The organism is Sphaerimonospora thailandensis (assembly GCF_016863115.1).
Taxonomy (GTDB): domain Bacteria; phylum Actinomycetota; class Actinomycetes; order Streptosporangiales; family Streptosporangiaceae; genus Sphaerimonospora; species Sphaerimonospora cavernae.
The window spans coordinates 13,772-36,727 of record NZ_BOOG01000018.1 but is presented as its reverse complement, the minus strand read 5'-3'; the positions used below and the strand labels follow the sequence as shown (position 1 = coordinate 36,727).

The following is a 22,956-nucleotide window of genomic DNA, read 5'->3' as shown; positions in this document are numbered from 1 at the left end:
GATGCGGATAAGTGGCTAATGGCCGGGCTCAACCTACCGGCCGTGAGCGGAAGGGTCCGGACAGTCAGATCGGGCGGCCCTTGTGGAGGAGGAACGGCCCGATGGCGAGCATGTCCAGGGGGCTCGCGGCGAAGGTGGCGACCGCGTCACGCGGCGTGCACACGATCGGCTCGGCCTCGTGGTTGAAGCTGGTGTTCAGCAGTGCGGGCGGACGGCCGGTCTGCTCGGCGAACGAGGCGAGCAGCCGCGCGTGCGGGTCGGCGTCGTCGCGGGCGACGGTCTGCGGGCGCAGCGTGCCGTCGGCATGCACGACGGCCGGGATCAGCTTCCGCGCGGCCTGCGTGGCCTGACGGGCGACGATCATGAATGGGTGTGGGGTGCTGGTGCCGAGAAGCTCGGGTGCGGCCTCCTCCAGCAGGACGGGGGCCAGCGGCCGCCATGGCTCCCGGTGTTTGACATTGTTGTTGATGTGGTCGCGGACGCGTGTGTGGTGGGCGTCGGCGAGGATGCTGCGTCCCCCGAGCGCGCGGGGGCCTGCTTCCATACGGCCCTGGAACCAGCCGACGGTGCGGCCGGACGCCAGGTGTCCGGCGATGACGGCGGGCAGGTCATCGCCGTGATCGCGGAAGGCCAGGCCGTAGTCGGTCAGGACCTGGCGGATGGCGGTGGCGTCGAAGGAAGGGCCGAGGGCGGCGGTGGTCATCGCGGGGCCGGGTAGTGTCAGATCGCCGCGGCGCAGGGCGACTTCGAGCGCCGCGCCGATGGCGCACCCGGCGTCCCCGGCGGCCGGCTGGACGAACATGTCCTCGACACCGCGCAGGGCGGCGAGGCGGCCGTTGGCGGAGCAGTTCAGTCCGACGCCGCCGACTACGCACAGCCGTGTGGCGCCGGTGGCGGTGAGGGCTTCGCGGGCCAGTTCGATCAGGCACTGCTCCAGCAGGTGCTGCGCGGCCGCGGCGAGGTCGGCATGCTCGGGCCGGAAGCCCGGTTCGGGCAGGGACCGGCCGGTGACAGGGGCGTAGGTGCGGACGCGGCGGTGGGGCGGGATGCCGAGGTCGGTGTAGGCGGCGGCGTAGGCGCGCTTGAGGCGCTGGTAGTAGCGCAGGTCCGTGTACTGGTCGTCGTCCTGCTCGTCGGGGCGGATGCCCCAGCGCGACAGGTCCAGGTGGTAGCCGCCGGGCTGGGGAGTGAGGAAGTCCAGCTCATAGCGGTTGGGGTTGCCGTAGCCGGCCAGCCCCATGAGTTTGCCGGAGCTGGTCCAGTCTCCGAGCCCGAGGTGTTCGGCGACGGTCTCGTAGAACCACCCCAAGCTCTGGGAGAACGGCCACTGCCGCAGGACCTTCAGGCCGCTGGCGGTGCCGTGGGCGAGGGTGGCGGAGACGCCGTCGCCGGAGCCGTCGACCACCAGCACGGCCGCCTGGTCGAATCCGGAGGGGTGGAACGCGGACGCGGCGTGCGCGAGGTGGTGCTCGATCACAGTGACCTGCCTGGGCCGGTGGTGGCCGAACTGGGCGGAGTCGAGAAGTTCGGCGATCAATTCGGCGTCCGTGCACGTCTGGCTCGGCTCGGGCCAGGCAGGGTTGAACGCGATGGCGATCTCATCCACCTCGGCCAGGGTGATGCCGGCCTCCGCCAGGCAGTACGCCGCGGCCATCGCGCAGGAACGGGAGTCCTTGTGGTGCTTTCGGCGGGAGAACCGCTCCTCCTCGGCGAAGGCAATGATGCGGCCGTCGATGACCAGGCAGGCGGAGGCGTCGTGGTAGTACGGGCCGCCCAGCCCCAGCACGATTCCCAACGTGATGCTCCTTTTCGCCGTGGCCCACCGCCCCGGGGCGGTGGCGGGGTCAGTCGGTGGTCAGGTGGAGGCCAGGTGGTCGAGGGTCGCTTTGAGGACGGCGGCGGGGTCGATGATGTCCATGCAGCCGCCGGTTCCGCCGCAGGCGACCTGGTGGGCGCACGGCGCGCACGGCAGCGTCGAACGCAGCGCGGTCACGTGGGTGGCATGCTTGGGGATGACCTCGGCGCCGTTGCTCGGCCCGAGCAGTACCACAGTCGGCTTGGCGTGGGCGAGCGCGAGGTGGAAGCCGAAGGAGTCGCCGGTCACCACCGCATCGCACAGCGCCGGCAGCGCGGAGGCCTCCTCCAGGTTGAGCGGGGCGTACGCCACCCGCGTCTCGTCGGCGCCCCGCATGCGCAGGTGCCGTACGAGGGCCTCGCACACCTCCTGGTCGGTGGGGCCGCCGAGGACGGCCAGTTGCGCGCCGTGGCCGAGCAGGGCGTCGGCGAGCTCGGCCCAATGCCGCTTCGGCCACAGCTTTGTCGGCAGCGACCCGCCCAGGTTCAAGCACACCCGGGGTCTGGTCCGCTCTCCGAGCAGCCCGGCCGTGCGCCGCCAGGCGGACTCGGGCACCTTCAGCACATACGGCTCGCCCGCATACTCATATCCGGCGACGGCGAAGTACAGCTCGGTCCACGTCTGGGTATTGCCGATCGTGCGGTAGTCGTTCCAGGTGTTCTGCCGGAAGAACTGCTGCGCGGCCTCTCCCAGCGGATACAGGCTGTGGTGGGGGCCGCCGAATGCGAGCCCGGCTTTGTGGCCGGCCGGAATGCGGTCGACCAGTGCGGCGGCCGATGGTGTCCGCTCGAAGGAGTAGACGGCATCGAAGCGGCGGGAGGGCAGTTGGGCCGCGGCCTCCCAGTCGTGGACGAGGACCTCATCGACGTAGGGGTTCATCCGCAGGATCGGCGCGCACGCCTCGTCCACCAGCCAGGTGATGTGCGCACCTGGCCTGTCGGCCCGTATTCGCGCGGGCAGCGCAGAAGCGATGAGCACGTCCCCCAGCAGGCCGAGCATCACGATCAGCACCCGGTGGTCCACCGGGTCGTGATGCGGACACCCGTGGCACGGTCGCCAGTGCTTACATGGCATGCCACCGACGAAGTGCCTGCAGTCGGGGCGGATCTCGAACGTCTCCGTCGTGTGCATTGGCCCGAGGAAGGCGCCCTTGGCCGGGATCTGCTCCGGGATCACGCCCCACCTCCGATGGCCGCCAGGGCCGCGCGCAGGACCTGCTCGCCGGCCTCGCCGGGCCGGTATGCCTCCACCAGTGCCCGGGTCCGCGCGCCGACGGAGGCCGGGTCATGGCCATCGCGTAGCACGGCGGTGGCGATCTCGGCCACCTCCTCCATCTCCGCCTCGCCCATCCCGGCCCAGGACACCTCCTGCACGCCCAGGCGCAGCCCTACGGGAGCGGTGATGTGCGGCAGGGGGATCGCGTTGACGACGATGCCCGCCTCGAACAGCCGCCGGGCGGCTTCCTCGGCGTCCATCAGCGGTGCGATGTCGATCCATAGCTGATGGCAGTCGGTGAACCCGCGCTTGTCGCCGCAAATCCTGAACCCGCGCTCGGCCAAAGCCGTGCCCAGGCAGCGTGCGTTGGCGATGGTGGCCTGCGCGTACACGGCCCCACGCGCGTCCATCTCGACGGCGGCCACCGCCAGGGCGACGACGTCGGCCGGATGGTGGTGGGAGACCAGGTGCGAGGCGTGCTCGTCCAGCCGGGCAGCCAGACCGGCGTCGTTGGTGGCCAAAACCCCCTTGTGCGGGCCCGGGTATGTCTTGTGGGTCGATCCGCCGAGGCTGTCGGCGCCCTCGGCGAGGGGGTTTTGCCACGCGCCGCCGGCGATCAGGCCCAGGGTGTGGGAGGCGTCGTAGTGGATCACCGCGTGGGGGCCGACAACCTCCCGTAGCCCGGCCAGGTCCACGGGGAACAGGCACATGAACGCGTCCAGGTACACCAGCTCCGGCCGGGGCCCGCCAGCGAGCTGATCTGCGAGGGCCTCCAGGTCGAGCGTGCAGGTGGCTGGGTCGACCGGCAGGTCCTTCATCCGCAGGCCCAGGCGGGCGCCGATGAAGCGGGTCGAGCCGTGCCCGCCATCCCGCTCCGCCAGGTTGAACGCAGTCTCTCCCGGGCGGGCCAGCGCCGAGAGCGCCACCGTCAGCGCAGACACCCCGGACACCGCCTTGAGGTTGACATGCCGCGCGCCCAGCTGCGCGCCGAGTCGCACGGCTGCGGCCCGCTCGACGGCGACCAGGTCCTGCCGACCGGGCCACGCCCAGTTCTCGCTCCCAACGTCGGGGCCGGGGAAGGCGTAGCGGATGGCGGCCTCCATCAGGTGCGGCACGCGGGCGGCCAGCGACAACCCGTTCTCGCTCGGCACCAGGTACAGCCGCTGTCGTCCGGCCTCATGGTGGGCGGCCGCCTGCTGCAGGGCGGCGAGCGCGTCGGGCGGGGTGCGGGTCATGAGGCAGACTCCTGACGGTCCAGGGCGAACGGCACCGGGGCGGCGGGGGCTTTCGCGGGCCGGTAGCGGATGTGGTCCGGCGGGCCGCTGGGAAGCCGCGGCAGGCCCTGGTGCAGGGCGCAGGACAGCGCGGTGAGGGTCATGAGTTCGGCGAGCGGCCGGCCCAGGCAGGCGTGCGCGCCGCCGCCGAACGCCCGCAGCCGGGCCCCAGGAGACTGCCTGACGAGGAACCGGCCCGGCCGGAACGCATGCGGCTGGGGGAAGACTCGCGGGTCGAGGTGCCCGGCCGATGGGGAGTACGCCACCCGCATCCCGGCCGGGACGCGGTAGCCGCCCAGACTGACCGGGCAGACGGTCTCCCGTACGGACAGCAGGTTCGGCGAGTGCAGACGCTGGGTCTCGGCGAGCACCGCCCGCAGGATCGGCAGCGCATCCCGCCGCACCAGCAGCCTGGGGTCCGCGAGCGCGCCGTGGGCCTCCGCCGCGGCGAGGCCGGCGTACTCACGGTGGCGGGCAAGCTCGATCAGGCACCAGGTGATCAGGCTCGCGGTTGTCTCCCGTGCCGCGATCAGCAGGGCGAGCAGATGATCGGCCAAGGGACCCACCCCCTTGGGCGCGTCCTCGAAGGCGGCCACCAAGCCGGGCAGCGCCGAGCCTGGATCCGTGCCCAGCCTTGCGGCGACCGCCCGGCGGGTGAACAGGGTGTGCAGCCGCCGCCGCGCACCGCGTCCGGCCCAGTACCGGGCGTCCGAGAACCGGCGCTCTCCCGGCGGCGCGCCAGTGGCCGTGATGAACCGCCCGAAGTCGGCGGCGAACGGACCCGTGTCCGTATCCGCGGGGTGGATACCCAGCAGGACCCGGGCGCTCATCGCGTGGGTGACCTCCCGCGCCGCCAGGTACAGATCCGCGACGCCCTGCCTGGCCCAACCGGCCGCCACCGGGCCGGTGACAACGAGTAGGGCCGGAACGTATCTGGGAAGCGCCCTGGCAGACAGCGCGGGACGCAGCCGGCGCCGGGCCTCGGCGTGGCCGTCACCGGTGAGGTTGAACAGGGCCCGGCCGAACAGGTCGTGGACGAGCGCGGTGTTGAGCACCTCCAGGCGGCCGCGCTCGGCGACGAACAGCTCGCCCAGCCCCGCCCAGGTGCCTACCAGCACCGTGTCGGCCTCGTCGACCATCATCCGGAACACCGGCCCGTACTGGCGGTGTCCCTCGGCCATGACGCCCAGCGGATCCTGATCGAATCCCCGCGACGGGTACAGCGGGGGCAGCTCCCCGGGGGCGGGCAGCAGCGTCCGCTCAGACACGCCGCTGCTCCAGCATGTTCAGCTGCTGCGCCGCGCGGGCGGTGATGACCGCGTGATCCAGCTCCACCACCTCAAGCGGCGGTCGGCAGGAGCAGCCCTCGGGCAGGTCATCGGCGTCGCCGGTCTCCCCGAACCGCATCAGCGAGTCCACAACCCGGTCCGCGCACGCCTCGCAGGCGTCGGGGAACACCGACTCGAAGTCCGTCCCCCGCAGGTTCACGCACGCCACCCGCACCGCGAGCCGCTCATGCACTCGGCGGATCGCCTCGACCACCGTCCACAGGTTCGGCGGCGTGTACTGCCCGGCCTGCCACAGTTCCCACGCCACTGTGTTCCGCGACACCCGCGTCGGGCACAGCGTCATCCCCCGCACGCCGAGCTTGGTCAAGTAGTCGACCGACTGCACGACATCAGTCACCGCCTCACCGTCGGTCAGAAACGGTGGCTTGACCATCAGGTAGATCTTCGGGTCCGCTCCCAGGGTTGCCATCACCTTCAGCGCACGCTCGAAGGAGATCTGGGAGATTCGTGTGTTCACCAGCATTTCGCGCACCAACTCGTCCGCGGACTGCAGCCCGATCCCGATCTCCAGACGCACCCCGCCCAGCGCCTCAACGAACGGCCGCAGCACCGACTCGGTGACGAACTGCGGCAGCGACTCCACCACCAGGTGTCGCACTCCGGCCGCCGCCACCAGCCGGGCGATCTCCACCTGGACGTCCCGGGGAATCTCTCGGGGTGCGAAGAAGCTGCCGTCGTTATAGAGGGAGAGCACGTCGTACGACGGCTCGCCCTCGATCCGTGCGAGCGTACGCCGTACCTGATCCAGCAGGCTCTCGCGTGAGGTGCCGCCGTCGATTCCGTAGTTGTTCTCGTTGGTGAAGGGGCACATCGTGCACGTCGGCACCGAGCAGCCGCCGGACATGATGATTACCTTCTTGCGGTCGACGACCTCCCCGTTCGGCAGCCGGATCGTGTCGAAGTCGACGAACCGCGGCTCGGCCGGCTTCACCCGCGTCCCCGACGTCCGCAGGCGCAGGGACAGCTCACCGATCCGTTGCCGGAGATTCTTCGCAGGCACAGGCGAGTCGAGTGCGTGCTCATGCATGAAAGCCCCCTTAGGGCGGCGCGGCTGCGGATGGGGATCTGAGGATCGGCGAGAGAAACGATCAAGGGTGGACTCTCCCCCGGGTGGGTCTCCCTGGATGGAGCATCGAGGCGCTGGCCGTTCATGTGTCGTGTCGCCGCTGGTCGAGCAGCCGCGCAAGCGCGGGAGCGGACGGTGCGGTCAATAGCCGATTGCTGTCGGGGCGGCAGGGAAGCGCCCACCATTGCAGGGTCGAGAAGCCGAACCAGGCGCAGCCCGCGACCGTGCTCTGCCATCGGATCTTCCACCAGATGCGGCTCCATGTCGGATCCGGCATCGTTGGCCCCCCGAGTTCCACCGCGACCAGGATCACATCGTCACGGGCGGGGCGGCCGGGCAGAAGGGGTTCCAGCCAGCGGCGCAGGCGGCGCAACTGGTCTTCATGATTGGAAAACGCATGCCGCCGTCGGGCGGGGGCCAGCCATGCCGAGATGCCGGGTGGGAACTTCGCCTGAACCGCTGTGCCGCTCGCGAGGGACATGTCTCGTCATCCTTGAGGCGTATGTCAGCACGGAGCAACCCTTCGACCCGCTCAATGCTCTGTACCGTTCTCAGGCTGCCGCCATGTGCGGCAGAACCAAAGCAATTTCCAAGCCCAAATGATGCCAAATAATGACGGTTTCTGGTTTTGAGCTGGTGCGATCTTGTCATAAGCACCAAGGGTAACTCCTCAGGACCGGGTCTTAGGAGCGCATTGACGGAATGCGGGCGTCCGCCTTGATCGAGTGCAAGCACCATCCGGCAGCATGCAACTCGGCGTGCCGACCGGCCAACCGCATCGCCTCAGCACGGCCGGCAAGGTTGATCGTGGTATCCATAATTATCTCCTCGCCGGCCGTCCACTTCTCTCGGACCTGCACTCCGGCGCGGGTATAGCTCCAGATGGAGGTGCCGTCGCTGGCGTGAATGAAAGACCAGAGGCCGCGTGCCCAGAGCACGAGTGCGATCACGATCAGTCTTTCCCGGCTCGGATTTGGTGGTAGCGACCAGCGACTGGGCCAGCCGCCCGGGCGGATTGGCACGAGCGGGAATGGTCAGGAACGGCTGCGCCGTCTGGCCCGTTCACCTCGAACCACACGACGCGGCCTGTCGCGCGGTCCCGCCAGCCCCAGGCCGACGACAGTTCGCGTACCAGCCACAGCCCACGACCGCTCTCGCTGAGTTCGTCGATCTGTAGGGGGATCTCCGGAATCGCGTCCGTGGACCCTTCGTCGATCACGTCGACATGGATCACGCCGGCTGCGACGACTACAGCCACCGTCAGCCGTCCGCCATCCCGTCGCCCCGAACGCGAGTGTCTTATCGCGTTCGAGACCAGTTCCGAACCGAGCAGCATCGCGATTTCGACGGCGGGGTGATTCTCTCCCAGAGCTTCCCTGATGAATGCGCGCGCCGCCGTCACCGATTCCGGTATACCACCGAGAATGACCGAATTCAGGAGATAATAGCTTGTCGCCAACGCCATGCTGCCATCGTCTCGTTTCTGGTATGGACAGTGCTTCACGCTCGCGATCAACAGCCACCCGACAGGGCAGCATGTGCTTAGACTGCCTCCATGCGGAGCAGAACCGAAGCGGTTTCCAAGCCCAGAGCACGCCAAGTGATGACGGATGCGGGTTTTTTCCTGGAGTGAGTTTGGCATAGGTGCTACGTTGATGGCCTGCAACGGTGACAGTTGGAGGAAACATGAGCGCTGAATCCCCCAGTGATGGCGCCTCACCCCAGGCGCGTTTCGGCGCGGAGATGCGCCGCCTACGTGAGGCCGCCCGACTGTCTCAATCGGCCCTGGCCTCTCGGCTGGGTTGTACGCAGACGCAGGTCAGTCGCATCGAACAAGCTCTACGGACGCCGCAACCAGAGCAGGCCGAGATACTCGACCGACTTTTCGGCTTATCAGACAAAGAATATTTTGTCGGACTATATAAGCGAATAACGTCTAATCCGGGCGGACCGAGATGGTTCATGGGCTGGCTTGACGAGATCGAGCCACGCGCGACTGTCCTTCGAAGCTGGGATCCCTTGTTGGTACCCGGCCTGTTGCAGACCGAGGCATACGCCCGCTATCTGCTCGCAAGAGAGCCCCGCGTCACACCGCAGGTGGTGGACGAGCGATTGCAGGCCCGCTTGCAACGCCGTTCCATCCTGGACAGGAGCGATCCCCCGCTGCTCCTCGTTCTCATCGACGAAGGTGTGTTACGGCGTCTCATCGGAGGCCCCGATGTGATGCACGAACAGCTCGGGTACCTCTTGGAGGTCGCCGAACGCTCCAACGTGACCGTTCAGATAGTCGATCCCGGATGCGTCACGGGACTGATCGGTGCGTTTATGATCGCCGAGCTGTCCGGCGGTGAACCCTCCGCCATCCACGCGGATTCGGCCGCCGAGGGGCTTGTCTCCGCTACCCCTGAGCTGGTGTCCTCTATCTGGAACAGGTACGAATCCATCCGCTCGTGGGCCTATCCTGAACACGTATCGCTCAATATGATCAAGGAAGTGATGGCGCAATGGATCTGACCGGCGCACAGTGGCGGAAGTCCTCGCGCTCCGGCTCGAACGGCGGTCAGTGTGTCGAGGTGGCCGCGAACCTGCCGGGGGTGGTCGCGGTCCGCGACAGCAAGAACCCTGACGGCCCCAAACTCCTCTTCACGCCCGGAGAGTGGCGAGCCTTCATCAACGGCATCAAAGACGGACAGTTCGACCAGTAACGCCTGCCACCAAGCGAGTAACAGCGCCCGATCTCCTCATCGATCGGGCGCTGACTTTTAGGGGCAAGCCGCCCGGCGAACCCGGCGGTGGAGAACGGGAGAAGGGGTGGATCCCGGAAGACCGGGAGCCACCCCTTCTCGCAGCTCTTCAGGAGAGAGCAGGACTTAGAAGTCCATCTCGCCGCCGCCGGGCATGGCGGGGGCCTTCTCCTTCTCGGGCTTCTCGGCGATGACGGCCTCGGTGGTGAGGAACAGCGCCGCGATGGAGGCGGCGTTCTGCAGCGCGGAGCGCGTCACCTTGGCCGGGTCGAGGATGCCCGACTCGAACATGTTCACGTACTCGCCGCTGGCCGCGTTGAGGCCCTCGCCGGCGGGAAGGTTGCGGACCTTCTCCACCACGACGCCGCCCTCGAGGCCGGCGTTGACGGCGATCTGCTTCAGCGGCTCCTCGAGCGCCTTGCGGACGATCGCAGCACCGGTCGCCTCGTCGCCGCCGAGCTCCAGCTTGTCGAAGGCCTTGGCGCCCGCCTGCAGCAGGGCCACGCCACCACCGGGGACGATGCCCTCCTCAACGGCGGCCTTCGCGTTGCGGACGGCGTCCTCGATGCGGTGCTTGCGCTCCTTCAGCTCGACCTCGGTGGCCGCGCCGGCCTTGATGACGGCGACGCCGCCGGCCAGCTTGGCGAGACGCTCCTGGAGCTTCTCGCGGTCGTAGTCGGAGTCGGTCCGCTCGATCTCGGCACGGATCTCGTTCACCCGGCCGGAGATCTGCTCGGGGTCGCCGGCGCCGTCGACGATGGTGGTCTCGTCCTTGGTGATGACGACCTTGCGGGCCCGGCCGAGCAGGTCGAGGGTCGCGTTCTCGAGCTTGAGACCGACCTCCTCGGAGATGACCTGGCCACCGGCGAGGATGGCGATGTCGCCCAGCATGGCCTTGCGGCGGTCGCCGAAGCCCGGAGCCTTGACCGCGACGGACTTGAACAGGCCGCGGATCTTGTTGACGACCAGGGTCGCCAGGGCCTCACCCTCGACGTCCTCGGCGATGATGACCAGCGGCTTGCCCGACTGGACGACCTTGTCGAGCAGCGGGAGCAGGTCCTTGTTCGCAGAGATCTTGGAGTTGACGATGAGGATGTAGGGGTCCTCGAAGACCGCCTCCATGCGCTCAGGGTCCGTGACGAAGTAGCCGGAGACGTAGCCCTTGTCGAAGCGCATGCCCTCGGTGAGCTCCAGCTCCAGGCCGAAGGTGTTGCTCTCCTCGACGGTGATGACGCCTTCCTTGCCGACCTTGTCCATCGCCTCGGCGATGAGCGAGCCGATCTCGGGGTCGGCGGCGGAGATGGAGGCGGTGGAGGCGATCTGCTCCTTGGTCTCCACGTCCTTGGCGAGCTTGGAGAGCTCCTCGCTGACGCGCTCGACGGCGGCCTCGATGCCCTTCTTCAGGGCCATCGGGTTGGCGCCCGCGGCCACGTTGCGCAGACCCTCACGTACCAGCGCCTGGGCGAGCACGGTGGCGGTGGTCGTGCCGTCACCGGCGACGTCGTCGGTCTTCTTGGCGACTTCCTTGACCAGCTCGGCGCCGATCTTCTCCCACGGGTCCTCGAGCTCGATCTCCTTGGCGATCGAGACACCATCGTTGGTGATCGTGGGGGCGCCCCACTTCTTCTCCAGCACGACGTTGCGGCCCTTGGGGCCGAGGGTCACCTTCACGGCGTCGGCGAGCTGGTTCATACCGCGCTCGAGACCGCGCCGGGCGTCCTCGTCAAACGCGATCATCTTGGCTGCCATCAGGCTAGACCTCCCAGTAGCAGGGTGGCTTCCACTGGACCGAGCCGACGCCCGCGACGGCATGGGCCCGCTCTCCCTTCGGGGACCCCATCGTCTCGATCCTGTTGTTGTCACTCTCGACCTCAGAGTGCCAACCATGTATTTAGCACTCTACCCCTGCGAGTGCAAGCGCAGGCCATCCCGACTCAGGGCGTTTCCAACGCGCTGACCAGCGAAGACTCCACTGACACGCCCCTGACACAGCATTGTGGAACGACGAAGGCCCGGCTTCGCCAGGAGCGAACCGGGCCTCGCGATGGTCGAGCGACAAGGGCGTGTTCGGCAACGCCGTCCCACGCGGGGCAGGACATGACGTGCCGAACACGCCCAAGATCAGACGGCCCGGACGGCCTCCGCCTGCGGACCCTTCTGTCCCTGCGTGATGTCGAACTCCACCCGCTGTCCCTGCTCAAGCGACTTGTAGCCGTCCATCAGGATCGCCGAGTAATGAACGAACACGTCCTTGCCACCGTCTACCGCGATGAAGCCGTAGCCCTTGTCCGCGTTAAACCATTTGACGGTGCCCTGCGCCACTTTCCGACTCCTCTTGCTGGGCGGGGGACCACACCCAAGAAGCCCCCGGTTTTCGTCGATCGTCCTCGACGATACCCGTGTCAAGGCATCGGACAACAGAGTAAATCCGCAAACTACTACGAGGTGTTCGCTCAACGCAGGATCAGGGAATATTCACTTTAGTGGGCGATAGTTGATAATTGCACCATTTGACGGGCAGCGCCCGACTTGGGCAATGACAAATGCCCAGGTCAGGCGCTCTGTAGGTGCGGAGAGGCTCAGCCGCCCGCGACGGCCGGGATCACCGAGATCTGCGCGCCGTCCGGCGTGGAGGTGTCCAACCCCTCGGCAAATCGGACATCCTCTTCTCCGACATAGACGTTGACAAAACGCCGTATTTTGCCCGTTTCGTCCAGAATTCGGCCTCCGATGCCCGGATAGTCCGCATCCAGCTTCTGCAGGACCTCGCGAAGCGTCGCGCCTTCTCCGGACACCTCCGCGACCCCATTCGTGTATGTGCGCAGAATCGTCGGAATCCGTACAGAAACGCTCATTTTCACTCGCTTTCGTGGTTCGAAGTGGGCTCAGGGAAACGCGGTCAGTTGGCGAAAGCCGTACGGAACGCGTCGAGAGACGGCCGGATGACGGCCGCCGGGCGGGCCTGCTCGGCGATCGCGTCGAGCGTCTTCAACCCGTCACCCGTGTTGAGTACGACGGTCTCGGCGTCCGGGTCGAGCCGGCCTTCGCGCGCCAGCTTGCGCAGCACGCCGACCGTCACGCCGCCGGCGGTCTCGGCGAAGACTCCCTCGGTCCGCGCCAGCAGACGGATGGCCTCGACCACCTCGTGGTCGTCGACGTCCTCCACCGCACCGCCCGTGCGCCGCGCGATGTCCAGCACGTACGGCCCGTCCGCCGGGTTGCCGATCGCCAGCGACTTGGCGATCGTGTCCGGCCTGACCGGCTGCACCACGTCGTGCCCCGCCTTGTACGCCCTTGAGACCGGTGAGCAACCCTCCGCCTGGGCGCCGAAGATCCGGTACGGACGGTCCTCCACCAGGCCGAGCCTGATCAGCTCACGGAAGCCCTTGTCCACCTTGGTGAGCTGCGAACCGGAGGCCACCGGGATGACGATCTGGTCGGGCAACCGCCAGCCGAGCTGCTCCGCGATCTCGTACGCGAGCGTCTTGGACCCCTCCGCGTAGTAAGGCCGGAGGTTGACGTTGACGAAGCCCCACTTCTCGCCGAGCTCGTCGCCGATCAGTTCCGAGCAGAAGCGGTTGACCTCGTCATAGGTGCCCTGGATGCCGACGAGGCGGCCGCCGTACGCCGAGGCCATCGTGACCTTGGCCGCCTCGAGGTCTGCGGGGATGAACACGCAGGAGTCGAGGCCGGCACGGGCGGCGGCGGCGCCGACGGCGCCGGCCAGGTTGCCGGTGGAGGAGCAGGAGAGCGTGTGGAAACCGAAGGTCCTGGCCGCCTCGAGGGCGATCGCCACGACCCGGTCCTTGAAAGAGTGGGTGGGGTTGCCCGAGTCATCCTTGATGTGCAGCGAGCGTAGCCCCAGCTCGGCCGCGAGCCTGTCCGCCTTGACCAGCTTGGTCCACCCGGGTTGGAGATTGGGCTTGGCCGCCACGTCCGGGGGAACCGGCAGAAGCGACCGGTAGCGCCAGATGTTCGTCGGTCCCGACTCGATGTCCTCGCGGCGGACATCGCCGAAGTCGTACGTCACCTCGAGCGGCCCGAAACACTCGGCACAGGCGAAGATCGGCCCCAAATCGTAGACGGTGCCGCACTCGCGACAGGACAGACCCGTGGCGGGGCCGAACTCAGAACTGGTCGTGGTGCTGGAACCGGGGGCATTGGTGTGCGCCATGAAGCGAGGCCCTTCCCTCATCTTCGCTCGCGACCACCTTGACCGCGAGCCCGGAATTGGCACCCTGTCCCGGCCGGGCCTCGTGGTCACGAGTTCGGTCACGGGAGGGTTGCCGGGGCTTCGCAGGGCCGGTCCCTCCACCCCTCTGGATGAGCATGTTCAGTTGTGTGGACGTTCAGTTGTCCCAGGTCGTGTCCCGAGTCGTCGAATGGCATAGGAGAACGTCCGTAAGCACTGTACCCCGGCGTTCCCGGGATCCGATCCCGCTTCTCAATATGCGAGACAGATCGTCCCACTCTCCGTACGCGAGCCCGGCATCGGGCAGGTCACCCGTAGGCGTCGCCGAGTGCCGACTGCACGTACTTGCGGGCCTGGTGGATCCGCGATTTGGCGGTGCCGAGCGGGATGCCGAGCTGCTCGGCGATCTCCATGTAATCGAGTTGGCAGATGTCGCGCAGCACCAGCGCCTGAGCGAGATCGGGCTTGTCCGCCTCCAGCGACTCCATGGCGTCCAGCAGATCGAGCCGCGATCCGGCGATGACGCTGACCCGCCGAGGATCGGGACGCTGCTCGGGCAGTTCCTCCGCCTGCTCGGCCGCGCGCCGCTTCAACGAGCGGTAGGTGGTCCGCGTGCAGTTGACGGTCACGATGTGCAGCCAGGTGCTGAACTTGGCCCGGCCCTCGAACCTGCCGATGTTGCGCGCCACGGCGAGCAGCGTGTCCTGGCACGCCTCCTCGGCGTCCTGGCGATAGGGTAGAAGTCGCTCGCAGTGCCGCAGCACGTCGGGCTCGATCCGGCGGAGCAGTTCGCCGAGTGATCGATGATCGCCCCCGGCGGCCGCCCTGGCCAGATCCTCAGTTGTCTCGTCCATTGCCGTTTCCGCCCCTCCTTTTGACATCCTATTGATTCATGAGCAGCCAGGTTATGATCGCTTCCAACCGGGGGCCGGTGTCGTTCTCCATGTCGGACGACGGCACGCTCACCATGCGCCGGGGCGGTGGCGGCCTGGTCTCCGGGCTGTCGGAGGTGGCCAGGGACGGTGACCTGCTGTGGGTCTGCGCCGCGCTGTCCGATGGCGACCGCGGCGCCGTACGGCTCGCGCCCGGCGGGCGGCTCGACCGCGCGTTCGACGCCGGGCCGGTCCGGATGCTCGACATCTCGCCGGCGGTCTTCCACCGGGCCTACAACGCCGTGGCCAACTCGACCCTCTGGTTCGTCAACCACCTGCTCTACAACACACCGTTCACGCCGCAGTTCGGCATGCGCTTCCGCCGCGAGTGGGAGTCCTACCGGGAGTACAACGGCGCCTTCGCGCTCGCGCTCGCCGAGGAGGCCGGGCCCGGATCCCGCGTGATGGTGCAGGACTACCACCTGACCCTGGCCCCGGCGATGCTCCGCGTCGAGCGGCCCGACCTGCGGATCGCCCACTTCTCCCACACGCCGTGGGCGCCGCCGGAGTACTTCTCGCTGTTGCCCGACGACGTCGCCGTCGAGGTGCTGTCGGGGATCCTCGGATCCGACCACGCCGGCTTCCTCACCACCCGCTGGGCCGAGGCGTTCATGGACTGCTGCGCCGTCTTCCTCGGCGCCAGGGTCGATCGCGAGAGCCGTACGGTCAGCTTCGGCGGCCGGACCGTCCGCATCGGCGTGCACCCGCTCGGCGTGAACGGCGAGGCGCTGCGGGCACGTGCCGCCGAGCCCGACGTCGAGTCGCACATCGCCGCGATCAAGGACATGGTCGGCGACCGCAAGCTGATCGTCCGCATCGACCGGACAGAGCTGTCCAAGAACATCGTGCGCGGCCTCACCGCCTACCGGGAGTTCCTGGCCGGGCATCCGGAGTGGCACGGCAAGGTGGTGCATCTGGCCTTCGCCTACCCGTCCCGGCATGACCTGCCTGAATACCGCGAGTACACGGCGGCCGTGCAGCGGTGCGCCAAGGAGATCGACGACGAGTTCGCCACCGAGGACTGGGATCCACTGATCCTCAACGTCCACGACGACTATCCGCGATCATTGGCCGCCTATCGGCTGGCCGACGTCCTGCTGGTCAACCCCATCAGGGACGGCATGAACCTGGTCGCCAAGGAGGGACCGATCCTGTCCAGGCGGTGCGCGCTCGTGCTCTCCCGCGAGGCGGGCGCCGCGGCGGAGCTCGGCGCCGACGCGCTGCTGGTCAACCCCTACGACGTCTCCGGTACGGCGGCCGCACTACACGAGGCGCTGCTGCTGCCTGAGGAGGATCGGGCCGGGCGCTGCGCCCGGCTACGGGAGGCGGCGACCGCGTTCCCCCCGAGGCGCTGGTTCGACGATCAGCTCGCCGCCCTGGATCGTTGCTGAAGATTCGCGGATTACGGATTTGCGCTAGCCTTGCCTGGCTTTGGACCGTAACAAGACTCTCAGTCGCGATCTCCCCACCTGGCTGGTCTATCTCCAGCTCGCCACGTTCGCGACCTATTTGTACGGAATGTCGGCCGCGCTGCCCACGCTCCGCGACGAACTCGGCGTCTCGCAGGCGGTCGCCGGGCTGCACGGCACCGGCATGGCGGTCGGCGGCATCGTCGGCGGCCTGTTCCTGCCGGCGCTGGTCGCCCGCTTCGGGCGGCGAGCCATCACCTGGGCGGGCCTGACCGGGATGAACGCCGGCGTCCTGATCGTCATGTTCGGCCACGCACTGCCGTACACGCTGCTCGGCTACACAGTGGCGGGCGGATGCGGCTCGATGGCGCTCTACGCGGTCATGGCGGTGTTGAGCGACCACCACGGCGCGGCCGGACCGGCGGCGATCAGTGAGGCCAACGCTTTCGGCGTCATCGCGGGGATCGCCGTCACCTACGTCTTCAGCCTCATGGCCGGATCGACGACCGGTTGGCGGCCCGCGCTCGGCATCCCCGTCGCCGCCACCGTGCTGCTGGCGCTGATCATGGGCCGGGTCTGGGTGCCGACTCCGGCGTCCACGCCGGTCCCGATCTCTCAACCAAGCGTCTCTCCGACATCAAGCCTCTCCCCGGCGCCTCCGGCACCAGCCACCTCCCCGGCGCCGTCGGCCGCCGCCGCGCCGAGGGTTCCGTACGGCTGGCGCTTCCACCTGGCCGGGGCCGTACTGCTGTGCTGCGTGGCCCTGGAGTTCTCGTTCAACCTGTGGGCGGTCGAACTGTTCGCGCAGCGGACCGGCCTACCCGTGGGAGACGCCGCGAAGGGACTCACCGCCATGCTCGCCGGGATGGCCGTCGGCCGCTTCGGCGGCGCGCGGCTGACCCTGCGGATGCGGCCCTCATCGGTGCTGCTCGGCGCGCTCGTGGTGGCGCTGGCCGGCTGGGCGCTGTTCTGGACCGGCACCTCCGAGGCGGCCGGTTACGCCGGACTCGCGCTGAGCGGGATGGGCATCTCCGTCCATTTCCCGCTGGCGCTCACCCTGATCATCGACACCTCGGCAGGTCGGCCCGACCGGGCCACCGGCACCGCCTCGATCTGGGCGGGGGTGGGCGCGGGCGGCGGGCCGTTCGTGCTCGGCGCTCTCGGCGACGGATTCGGCACACACACGGCATTCCTCCTCGCACCGGTCCTGATCGCGCTGGCGCTGACCGGACTGGCCGCGGGGGGCGGGCTCAGCGCCAGGCGGCGCTCTTGAGGATGCCGCTCAGGCCCGGCGTGTTCCACTGGTCGACCACGAGGATCTTCGAGGTGGGCAGGAACCACTCGCGCTGGTAGAAGCGCGTCTTCACCTTGTTCGGCGGCTTCATTCCGACGCACTGCCCCCGCCACTCGCGGTAGTAGGCCTTGTGCCCCGGCCCGTGCCGAGGGTGGGGCACGGCCCAGTGATCACCCGCAACGCCAGTACGGCCCGGCCGGCTGCCGGGCGCTCTCCCTCATCGGCTCCACGTCAGTGAAGAGGGACCAACATGGCCGCCCCTCGGACTCAATCGTCTAGCAGGAGTTCCCACCGGCGAGCGCCGAGCGGGTCGCGTGCAATGAGGCCAGAAGCTGCAGCCGGTCGGCGTCGGCGCTGCCCGGCTCGGCGGTGTAGACCAGCATGACCGGGCCGGGGCTGCCGGGCAGCGGATAGGTGTCCCAGTCCAGCACGATGTCGCCGACCTCGGGGACTCGGAAGGTCTTGGTGCCACTGACCGACTCGCGTACGTCGTGCCGGGCCCACAGCCGTCGGAACTCGGCGCTGCGGATGCTCAGCTCACCGACGATCGCGGTGGCGCGCGGATGGGTGGGGTCGGTGGCGACGGCGGCGCGCATCATGCCGATGTAGTCCAGGGCCTGCCGCTCCCAGTCCGGGCAGCTCCGCTCGCCGGTCAGCGCGTCGTCGAACATCAGCAGGAGCATGTTGAGCCGGTGGGGCGGGTAGGCGTCCGGGTCGCCGAGCAGCGCCTGCGCCATCGGGTTCCAGGCGAGCAGGTCGAGGTGCCGACCGAGCACGACCGCCGGGGTGTCCATCACCCGCAGCAGCCGCCGTGTGCTGTCCGGCACCCTTTCCGGACCACGGTCCACCCGGGCAGCCGCTGGCCGGCGGGCGGCGCGGGCCAGGGTGAAAAGGTGCCGGCGCTCCTCGTCGTCGAGGCCGAGCGCCCCGGCCAGCGCATCCAGGACATCGTCGGACGGGCGCACCTCCCGGCCCTGCTCCATCCGCTGGTAGTAGTCGGCGCTCAGCCCCGCCAGCAGGGCCAGCTCCTCGCGCCGCAACCCGGTGACCTTGCGGCGGCCGCCCGGCTCCAGGCCCACGTCGTGCGGACGCAGCCGGTCGCGACGGGCTCGCAGGAAATCCCCGAGCTCACGGGCGTACAGATTGGTCATGCCGCAAGTGTGCCGCCTGGCCGGACCTCCAGGGTAGGTCTCGCAGACCTAGGCAACCGGGAACGATCGAGCCGGCCCGCGCTGCCCCTAACGTCGTCGATCAACCGCACCGACACCTTCAGGAGCAGCAGATGACCGGATGGACCGCCGATCGCATCCCCGACCAGCGCGGCCGAATCGCCGTCGTGACCGGTGCCAACTCGGGCCTCGGCCTGGTCACCGCCACTGAGCTGGCCCGCCACGGCGCCCATGTCGTGCTCGCCGTCCGCAACACCGCCGCCGGTCAGGAGGCTGCGCGCCGAGTCGGCGGCGACGTCGAGGTACGCGAGCTGGACCTGGCCCGCCTCGACTCGGTACGCGCATTCGCCGCGAAGCTGGCCGCCGACCATCCGGCGATCGACCTGCTGGTCAACAACGCCGGCGTGGTGCTGCTCGGCCCACGCCGTACCACCGCCGACGGCTTCGAACTGCACCTCGGCACCAACATGCTGGGCCACTTCGCACTGACCGGCCTGCTGCTCGGCAATCTGGCCGCGGCCGCTCAACCACGGGTGGTCAGTCTCAGCTCGATCACCCACAAGAATGCCCACCTCGACTTCGACGACCTGATGTTCGAACATGGCTATCGAGCCGCTCCCGCCTACGGCCGGTCCAAGCTCGCCACCACGATCTTCGCCGTCGAGCTGGACCGCCGCCTGCGCGCCGCCGGATCTCCGATCATCAGCACGCTGGCCCACCCCGGCCTCACCCGCACCAACCTCACTCCGCGCGCCTGGGAGCACCGCGGCCGGTTCGGGCAGGTGATCGCGCGGCTCGGCCTGCTGGTCACCCAGCCGGTGGAACGCGGCGCGCTGCCGCAGTTGCGCGCCGCGACCGACCCAGGGGTGCGGGGCGGCCAGTTCTTCGGGCCATCCGGGCGCTGGGAGATGCGGGGCCCGGTCGCCGAGGCCCGGCTCAGCCGCGAGGCGGCCGATCCGGCCGTCGGCAGGCGGCTCTGGGCGGCGGCCGGGGAACTGACCGGCGTCAGCTATCTGTCAGCTTCTCGGCCGTAAACGACCGAGTTTGCGGCTCCTCCCCGTCGACGACTTCCACGGTTCAGACCGCGTACGGCAGCGTGACTCACTGCCCAGCGTGGCGAACCACGCCGCATGCGGTACCGATAGCAGCTGAAGGGCCGCTGCGTGTTCAACCGGCGAAGTCTCCGCGGTGGAGGGCGTCGACGACGGCGCGTAGGAAGGTCACGACACCGGCGGGGCCGTCCACCACGATGTCGGTGTGCGCCGCGAGCTCGGCGACCTCGGCCGACCCGCTGCACACCCGTACGCCCGGGACGGCCGCCTGCTCGACGGCCTTGAATGCCGCGAGATCGCCGAGGTCGTCACCGGCGAACATGACCGACCTGGCCGCGCGCTCGGCGAGGAACGCCGACAATGCACGGCCCTTGTCCATGCCCGCCGACCGCAGCTCCAGCACGAAACGCCCCGGCTCGACCACCAGGCCGGCCTGCTCGGCCAGCCGCTCGATCGGACGGCTCAGCACGGCCAGGGCCGCCGCGGGATCGGGGCATCCGCGGGTGTGCACCGCCACCGCCCGGTCCTTGTCCTCGATCAGAACGCCGTCCATGCCGGCGATGACGGTGGGCAGCACGGCCCGCACCAGGTCCAGCCCCGGCGGCGGAGGCGGCGCGGTGATCTGGCCCGCCTCCCACCGCTCCATGCCGTAGTGGCCGAGGATGACGAGTCCGGGCACGTCGGCGAGGGACGGCCCGGCAGGGGTGGCGCCGAGCGCGAGAGCCGTACCCGGCGGACGACCCGTGACGATCACGATGGCGTTGACCAGGGCGGCCAGGTCGGCGAGCACGGCAGGGGCGTCGGGGTGCACGACGGCCGCCGCCGGGTCGGCCACGATCGGGGAGAGGGTGCCGTCGAAGTCGAGCCCGATCACGGCTCCGGCGGGATCGCAGAGGATGGCGGACAGACCGTCATGAGTGGGGAGCTTCATGGCCCCATCCTGATTCTCGCCCCGTCCCGAAGCGGCGGGTGGCTCGGTCACGCCGGCGACCGGCCCGCATCCGGCGCAGGCGCTTCACCAGCATGGGGTCGTGCTCCAACGCCTGCGGCCGGTCGATGAGCTCACTGAGTAACTGGTAGTAGCGGGTGGCGGAGACGCCGAACGTCTCCCGGATCGCCTGCTCCTTCGCACCGGCGTAACGCCACCACTGCCGCTCGAAGGCGAGGATCTGGCGGTCCCGGTCGGATAAGGCGAAATCGTCGTCATCGATCGGTTCGATGTCCATCCGCTCCTCCTCCGCCGGGCGCCGACCCTCCTCATGTTAAAGGCTGTCTCTGACACCGCCGGTCGGCGAAATGCCCCGGGAGGATCGGGCGAATCCTCCCGGGGCACCGGCATCCCGTACGGCACGGCCGTACGGCTAGTGACTGCCGACCACGTCGTGGACCTCCGCGAAGTGGCAGGCGCTCGGGTGCGAGCTGCCGGGCCGGGCCTCCAGCGCGGGCTCCTGCTCGGCGCAGATCTCCTGCGCCTTCCAGCAGCGGGTGCGGAACCGGCAGCCGGACGGCGGGTTGGCCGGGGACGGCGGGTCGCCCTGCAGGATGATCCGCTGTCGGTGCTCGCGCCCCTCCGGGTCGGGCACGGGCACCGCCGACAGCAGCGCCTGCGTGTAGGGATGGGTCGGGCTGTCGTAGATCTCGGCGTCGCGGCCGATCTCGACGATCTTGCCCAGATACATCACCGCGACCCGGTCGGAGATGTGACGCACCACCGACAGGTCGTGTGCGATGAAGATGTAGGCCAGGTTGAACTCGTTCTGCAGCCGCTCGAGCAGGTTCATGACCTGGGCCTGGATCGACACGTCGAGCGCGGAGACCGGCTCGTCGCAGATGATGATGTCAGGCTGGAGGGCCAGCCCGCGGGCGATGCCGATGCGCTGACGCTGACCGCCGGAGAACTGATGCGGATAGCGGTTGATGTGGTCGGGGTTGAGACCCACCACCTCGAGCAGTTCCTGCACCCGCTTGCGACGCCCGCCCCGCGGGACGACATCCGAATGGATCTCGAACGGCTCCCCCACGATGTCGCCGACCGTCATGCGCGGGTTCAGCGACGTGTAGGGGTCCTGCATCACCATCTGGACGTTGCGTCGCATGCGCTTGAGCTCCGCGCCCCTCGCCCGGCCGATGTCCCTGCCGTCGATCCGCACCGAACCGGCGGTCGGCCGCTCAAGCGCCATCAGCAGCTTGGCCAGGGTGGACTTGCCGCAGCCCGACTCGCCCACGACGCCCAGGGTCTCGCCCCGGTGCAGGTCGAAGGAGACGCCGTCCACGGCTTTGATCGCACCGATCTGACGCTTGAACACGATGCCGTGGGTCAGCGGGAAGTGCTTGACCAGGTCGCGGACTTCCAGGATGGGCTCAGCTGTGGCCGCCATCGAGGACCTCCCTCCAGTAGTGGCAGGCGCTGCCCCGGCCGCTGCCGACCGGGTGCAGCGGAGGCACGTCGGTCTCACAGTTGGCACGCCGGTACGGACAACGGGGGTGGAACGCGCATCCTGTCGGCATTTCGAGCAGGTTCGGCGGCATTCCCTTGATGGCGTAGAGCTCCTGCCCCTTGAGGTCCACCCTCGGAATCGACTCCAGCAGGCCCTTCGAGTAGGGGTGCGCCGGGCTCCGGTACAGGTCGTGTACGGGAGCCTCCTCGACGATGCGTCCGCCGTACATGACCGCGATCTTGTCGGCGACGTCCGCGACCACGCCGAGGTCATGCGTGATCAGGATGAGACCCATGTCGCTGTCGCGCTGGATCTCCGCGAGGAGCCCCATGATCTGGGCCTGCACGGTCACGTCGAGCGCCGTCGTGGGCTCGTCTGCGATCAGGATCTCGGGATCCAGCGCGATCGCCATCGCGATCATGATGCGCTGCCGCATGCCGCCGGAGAACTGGTGCGGGAAGTCGTCCAGGCGGTCCCGGGCGGCCGGGATCCGGACCCGGTCCATGAGCTCGACGGCCTTCTTCCTGGCGTCCCGCTTGGACATGCCGCGGTGGACCCGGAACATCTCGCCGATCTGCCAGCCCACGCTGAAGACCGGGTTGAGCGCGGACAGCGCGTCCTGGAAGATCATCGAGACGCGCCGGCCGCGGATCTGGCTGCGCGCGTCGTCCGGCATCTTCAGCAGGTCGGTGCCGCGGAACCGGACCTGTCCCCTGGGAATGCGTGCCGGCGGCATGTCGAGGATGCCCATGATGGCCTGGGCCGTGACCGACTTCCCGGATCCGGACTCGCCGAGCACGGCGAGGGTCTCGCCCGCGTTGACCGAGTAGGAGACGCCGTTGACGGCGCGGACGGTCCCCTGCCTGGTCTGGAACTCGACATACAGATCGTCCACGACGAGCAGCGGCTCGTCGTCCGCCCACTGCGCCGGGAGCGTGTGCGTGTCGACGGTTGAGTTCTTCACTTA

At 68.8% G+C, this 22,956-nt stretch carries 24 protein-coding genes and 1 riboswitch; of the genes, 5 read left to right on the top strand and 19 right to left on the bottom strand.

The window, feature by feature from the left end:
• Positions 1-64 precede the first annotated feature (64 nt).
• The 8 genes from Mth01_RS10690 to Mth01_RS10655 form a co-directional block, all read right to left on the bottom strand.
• The gene (locus Mth01_RS10690) at positions 65-1,786 is read right to left on the bottom strand and encodes a carbamoyltransferase family protein (protein ID WP_239089562.1); all 1,722 of its coding nucleotides are present in this window, start codon (positions 1,784-1,786) and stop codon (positions 65-67) included.
• Between the two features lie 69 nt (positions 1,787-1,855).
• A complete protein-coding gene (locus Mth01_RS10685; protein WP_204015310.1) occupies positions 1,856-3,031 on the bottom strand; it encodes a glycosyltransferase family 9 protein in 1,176 nt (391 codons plus the stop codon).
• Positions 3,028-4,305: a PLP-dependent aminotransferase family protein gene (locus tag Mth01_RS10680; protein WP_204015308.1), complete on the bottom strand. Its 1,278-nt coding sequence runs from the start codon at positions 4,303-4,305 to the stop codon at positions 3,028-3,030. The genes Mth01_RS10685 and Mth01_RS10680 overlap by 4 nt, the downstream gene beginning before the upstream one ends.
• A complete protein-coding gene (locus Mth01_RS10675; RefSeq protein ID WP_204015306.1) occupies positions 4,302-5,612 on the bottom strand; it encodes a cytochrome P450 in 1,311 nt (436 codons plus the stop codon). Before Mth01_RS10675 ends, Mth01_RS10680 begins: the two co-directional genes overlap by 4 nt.
• Positions 5,605-6,720 carry a radical SAM protein gene (locus Mth01_RS10670; RefSeq protein ID WP_204015304.1) on the bottom strand — a complete coding sequence of 372 codons (1,116 nt, stop codon included), beginning with the start codon at positions 6,718-6,720 and terminating at the stop codon, positions 5,605-5,607. The genes Mth01_RS10675 and Mth01_RS10670 overlap by 8 nt, the downstream gene beginning before the upstream one ends.
• Before the next feature lie 121 nt (positions 6,721-6,841).
• Positions 6,842-7,240 (bottom strand): hypothetical protein, encoded by a 399-nt coding sequence (locus Mth01_RS10665; RefSeq protein WP_204015301.1) that lies wholly within the window; start codon positions 7,238-7,240, stop codon positions 6,842-6,844.
• Between the two features lie 202 nt (positions 7,241-7,442).
• Positions 7,443-7,709: a hypothetical protein gene (locus Mth01_RS10660; RefSeq protein WP_204015299.1), complete on the bottom strand. Its 267-nt coding sequence runs from the start codon at positions 7,707-7,709 to the stop codon at positions 7,443-7,445.
• Between the two features lie 2 nt (positions 7,710-7,711).
• Positions 7,712-8,224: an ATP-binding protein gene (locus tag Mth01_RS10655; protein WP_204015297.1), complete on the bottom strand. Its 513-nt coding sequence runs from the start codon at positions 8,222-8,224 to the stop codon at positions 7,712-7,714.
• A 221-nt stretch (positions 8,225-8,445) separates the two neighbouring features.
• On the opposite strand from Mth01_RS10655, the gene Mth01_RS10650 reads away from it, so the two are divergent.
• Together Mth01_RS10650 and Mth01_RS10645 are read left to right on the top strand one after the other, a co-directional pair.
• Complete coding sequence (locus Mth01_RS10650; RefSeq protein WP_204015295.1) at positions 8,446-9,273, top strand: helix-turn-helix domain-containing protein; 828 nt, start codon at positions 8,446-8,448, stop codon at positions 9,271-9,273.
• Entirely contained in the window at positions 9,264-9,464 is a 201-nt protein-coding gene (locus Mth01_RS10645; RefSeq protein ID WP_204015293.1) for a DUF397 domain-containing protein, read from the top strand. Before Mth01_RS10650 ends, Mth01_RS10645 begins: the two co-directional genes overlap by 10 nt.
• 165 nt (positions 9,465-9,629) lie before the next feature.
• Here the strand turns inward: Mth01_RS10645 and groL are convergent, their stop codons facing one another.
• The 5 genes from groL to Mth01_RS10620 all read right to left on the bottom strand — a co-directional run bounded on the left by groL (position 9,630) and on the right by Mth01_RS10620 (position 14,549).
• Positions 9,630-11,252 carry a chaperonin GroEL gene (gene groL, locus Mth01_RS10640; RefSeq protein ID WP_204015291.1) on the bottom strand — a complete coding sequence of 541 codons (1,623 nt, stop codon included), beginning with the start codon at positions 11,250-11,252 and terminating at the stop codon, positions 9,630-9,632.
• Positions 11,253-11,624: 372 nt separating this feature from the next.
• Entirely contained in the window at positions 11,625-11,825 is a 201-nt protein-coding gene (locus Mth01_RS10635) for a cold-shock protein (RefSeq protein ID WP_055482725.1), read from the bottom strand.
• A gap of 257 nt (positions 11,826-12,082) precedes the next feature.
• The gene (locus tag Mth01_RS10630; RefSeq protein WP_204015289.1) at positions 12,083-12,358 is read right to left on the bottom strand and encodes a MoaD/ThiS family protein; all 276 of its coding nucleotides are present in this window, start codon (positions 12,356-12,358) and stop codon (positions 12,083-12,085) included.
• Between the two features lie 44 nt (positions 12,359-12,402).
• Positions 12,403-13,677, bottom strand: a complete 1,275-nt coding sequence (gene thrC, locus Mth01_RS10625; RefSeq protein WP_204015286.1) for a threonine synthase — start codon at positions 13,675-13,677, stop codon at positions 12,403-12,405.
• Positions 13,678-13,691: 14 nt separating this feature from the next.
• Positions 13,692-13,833: riboswitch (SAM riboswitch) on the bottom strand.
• 170 nt (positions 13,834-14,003) lie between these two features.
• Positions 14,004-14,549, bottom strand: a complete 546-nt coding sequence (locus tag Mth01_RS10620) for an RNA polymerase sigma factor (protein ID WP_239089544.1) — start codon at positions 14,547-14,549, stop codon at positions 14,004-14,006.
• Between the two features lie 38 nt (positions 14,550-14,587).
• On the opposite strand from Mth01_RS10620, the gene Mth01_RS10615 reads away from it, so the two are divergent.
• Positions 14,588-16,018 (top strand): alpha,alpha-trehalose-phosphate synthase (UDP-forming), encoded by a 1,431-nt coding sequence (locus tag Mth01_RS10615; protein ID WP_204015282.1) that lies wholly within the window; start codon positions 14,588-14,590, stop codon positions 16,016-16,018.
• A gap of 40 nt (positions 16,019-16,058) precedes the next feature.
• Positions 16,059-17,309, top strand: a complete 1,251-nt coding sequence (locus tag Mth01_RS10610) for an MFS transporter (RefSeq protein ID WP_204015280.1) — start codon at positions 16,059-16,061, stop codon at positions 17,307-17,309.
• Here the strand turns inward: Mth01_RS10610 and Mth01_RS10605 are convergent.
• A complete protein-coding gene (locus Mth01_RS10605) occupies positions 17,287-17,490 on the bottom strand; it encodes a hypothetical protein (RefSeq protein ID WP_204015278.1) in 204 nt (67 codons plus the stop codon). The genes Mth01_RS10610 and Mth01_RS10605 overlap by 23 nt on opposite strands.
• A gap of 115 nt (positions 17,491-17,605) precedes the next feature.
• Positions 17,606-18,481: a helix-turn-helix transcriptional regulator gene (locus Mth01_RS10600; protein WP_204015276.1), complete on the bottom strand. Its 876-nt coding sequence runs from the start codon at positions 18,479-18,481 to the stop codon at positions 17,606-17,608.
• Between the two features lie 131 nt (positions 18,482-18,612).
• Between Mth01_RS10600 and Mth01_RS10595 the strand changes: the two genes are divergently transcribed.
• On the top strand, positions 18,613-19,533 hold the full coding sequence (locus tag Mth01_RS10595; RefSeq protein WP_204015274.1) for an oxidoreductase: 921 nt from the start codon (positions 18,613-18,615) through the stop codon (positions 19,531-19,533).
• 133 nt (positions 19,534-19,666) lie between these two features.
• On the opposite strand, the gene otsB is transcribed toward Mth01_RS10595, so the two are convergent.
• The 4 genes from otsB to Mth01_RS10575 all read right to left on the bottom strand — a co-directional run bounded on the left by otsB (position 19,667) and on the right by Mth01_RS10575 (position 22,953).
• Positions 19,667-20,482: a trehalose-phosphatase gene (otsB, locus tag Mth01_RS10590; protein ID WP_204015272.1), complete on the bottom strand. Its 816-nt coding sequence runs from the start codon at positions 20,480-20,482 to the stop codon at positions 19,667-19,669.
• The gene (locus tag Mth01_RS10585; RefSeq protein WP_204015260.1) at positions 20,463-20,777 is read right to left on the bottom strand and encodes a DUF3263 domain-containing protein; all 315 of its coding nucleotides are present in this window, start codon (positions 20,775-20,777) and stop codon (positions 20,463-20,465) included. The genes otsB and Mth01_RS10585 overlap by 20 nt, the downstream gene beginning before the upstream one ends.
• Positions 20,778-20,912: 135 nt before the next feature.
• Positions 20,913-21,929, bottom strand: a complete 1,017-nt coding sequence (locus tag Mth01_RS10580) for an ABC transporter ATP-binding protein (RefSeq protein WP_204015258.1) — start codon at positions 21,927-21,929, stop codon at positions 20,913-20,915.
• Positions 21,913-22,953 (bottom strand): ABC transporter ATP-binding protein, encoded by a 1,041-nt coding sequence (locus Mth01_RS10575; RefSeq protein ID WP_204015256.1) that lies wholly within the window; start codon positions 22,951-22,953, stop codon positions 21,913-21,915. The genes Mth01_RS10580 and Mth01_RS10575 overlap by 17 nt, the downstream gene beginning before the upstream one ends.
• Positions 22,954-22,956: the final 3 nt, after the last annotated feature.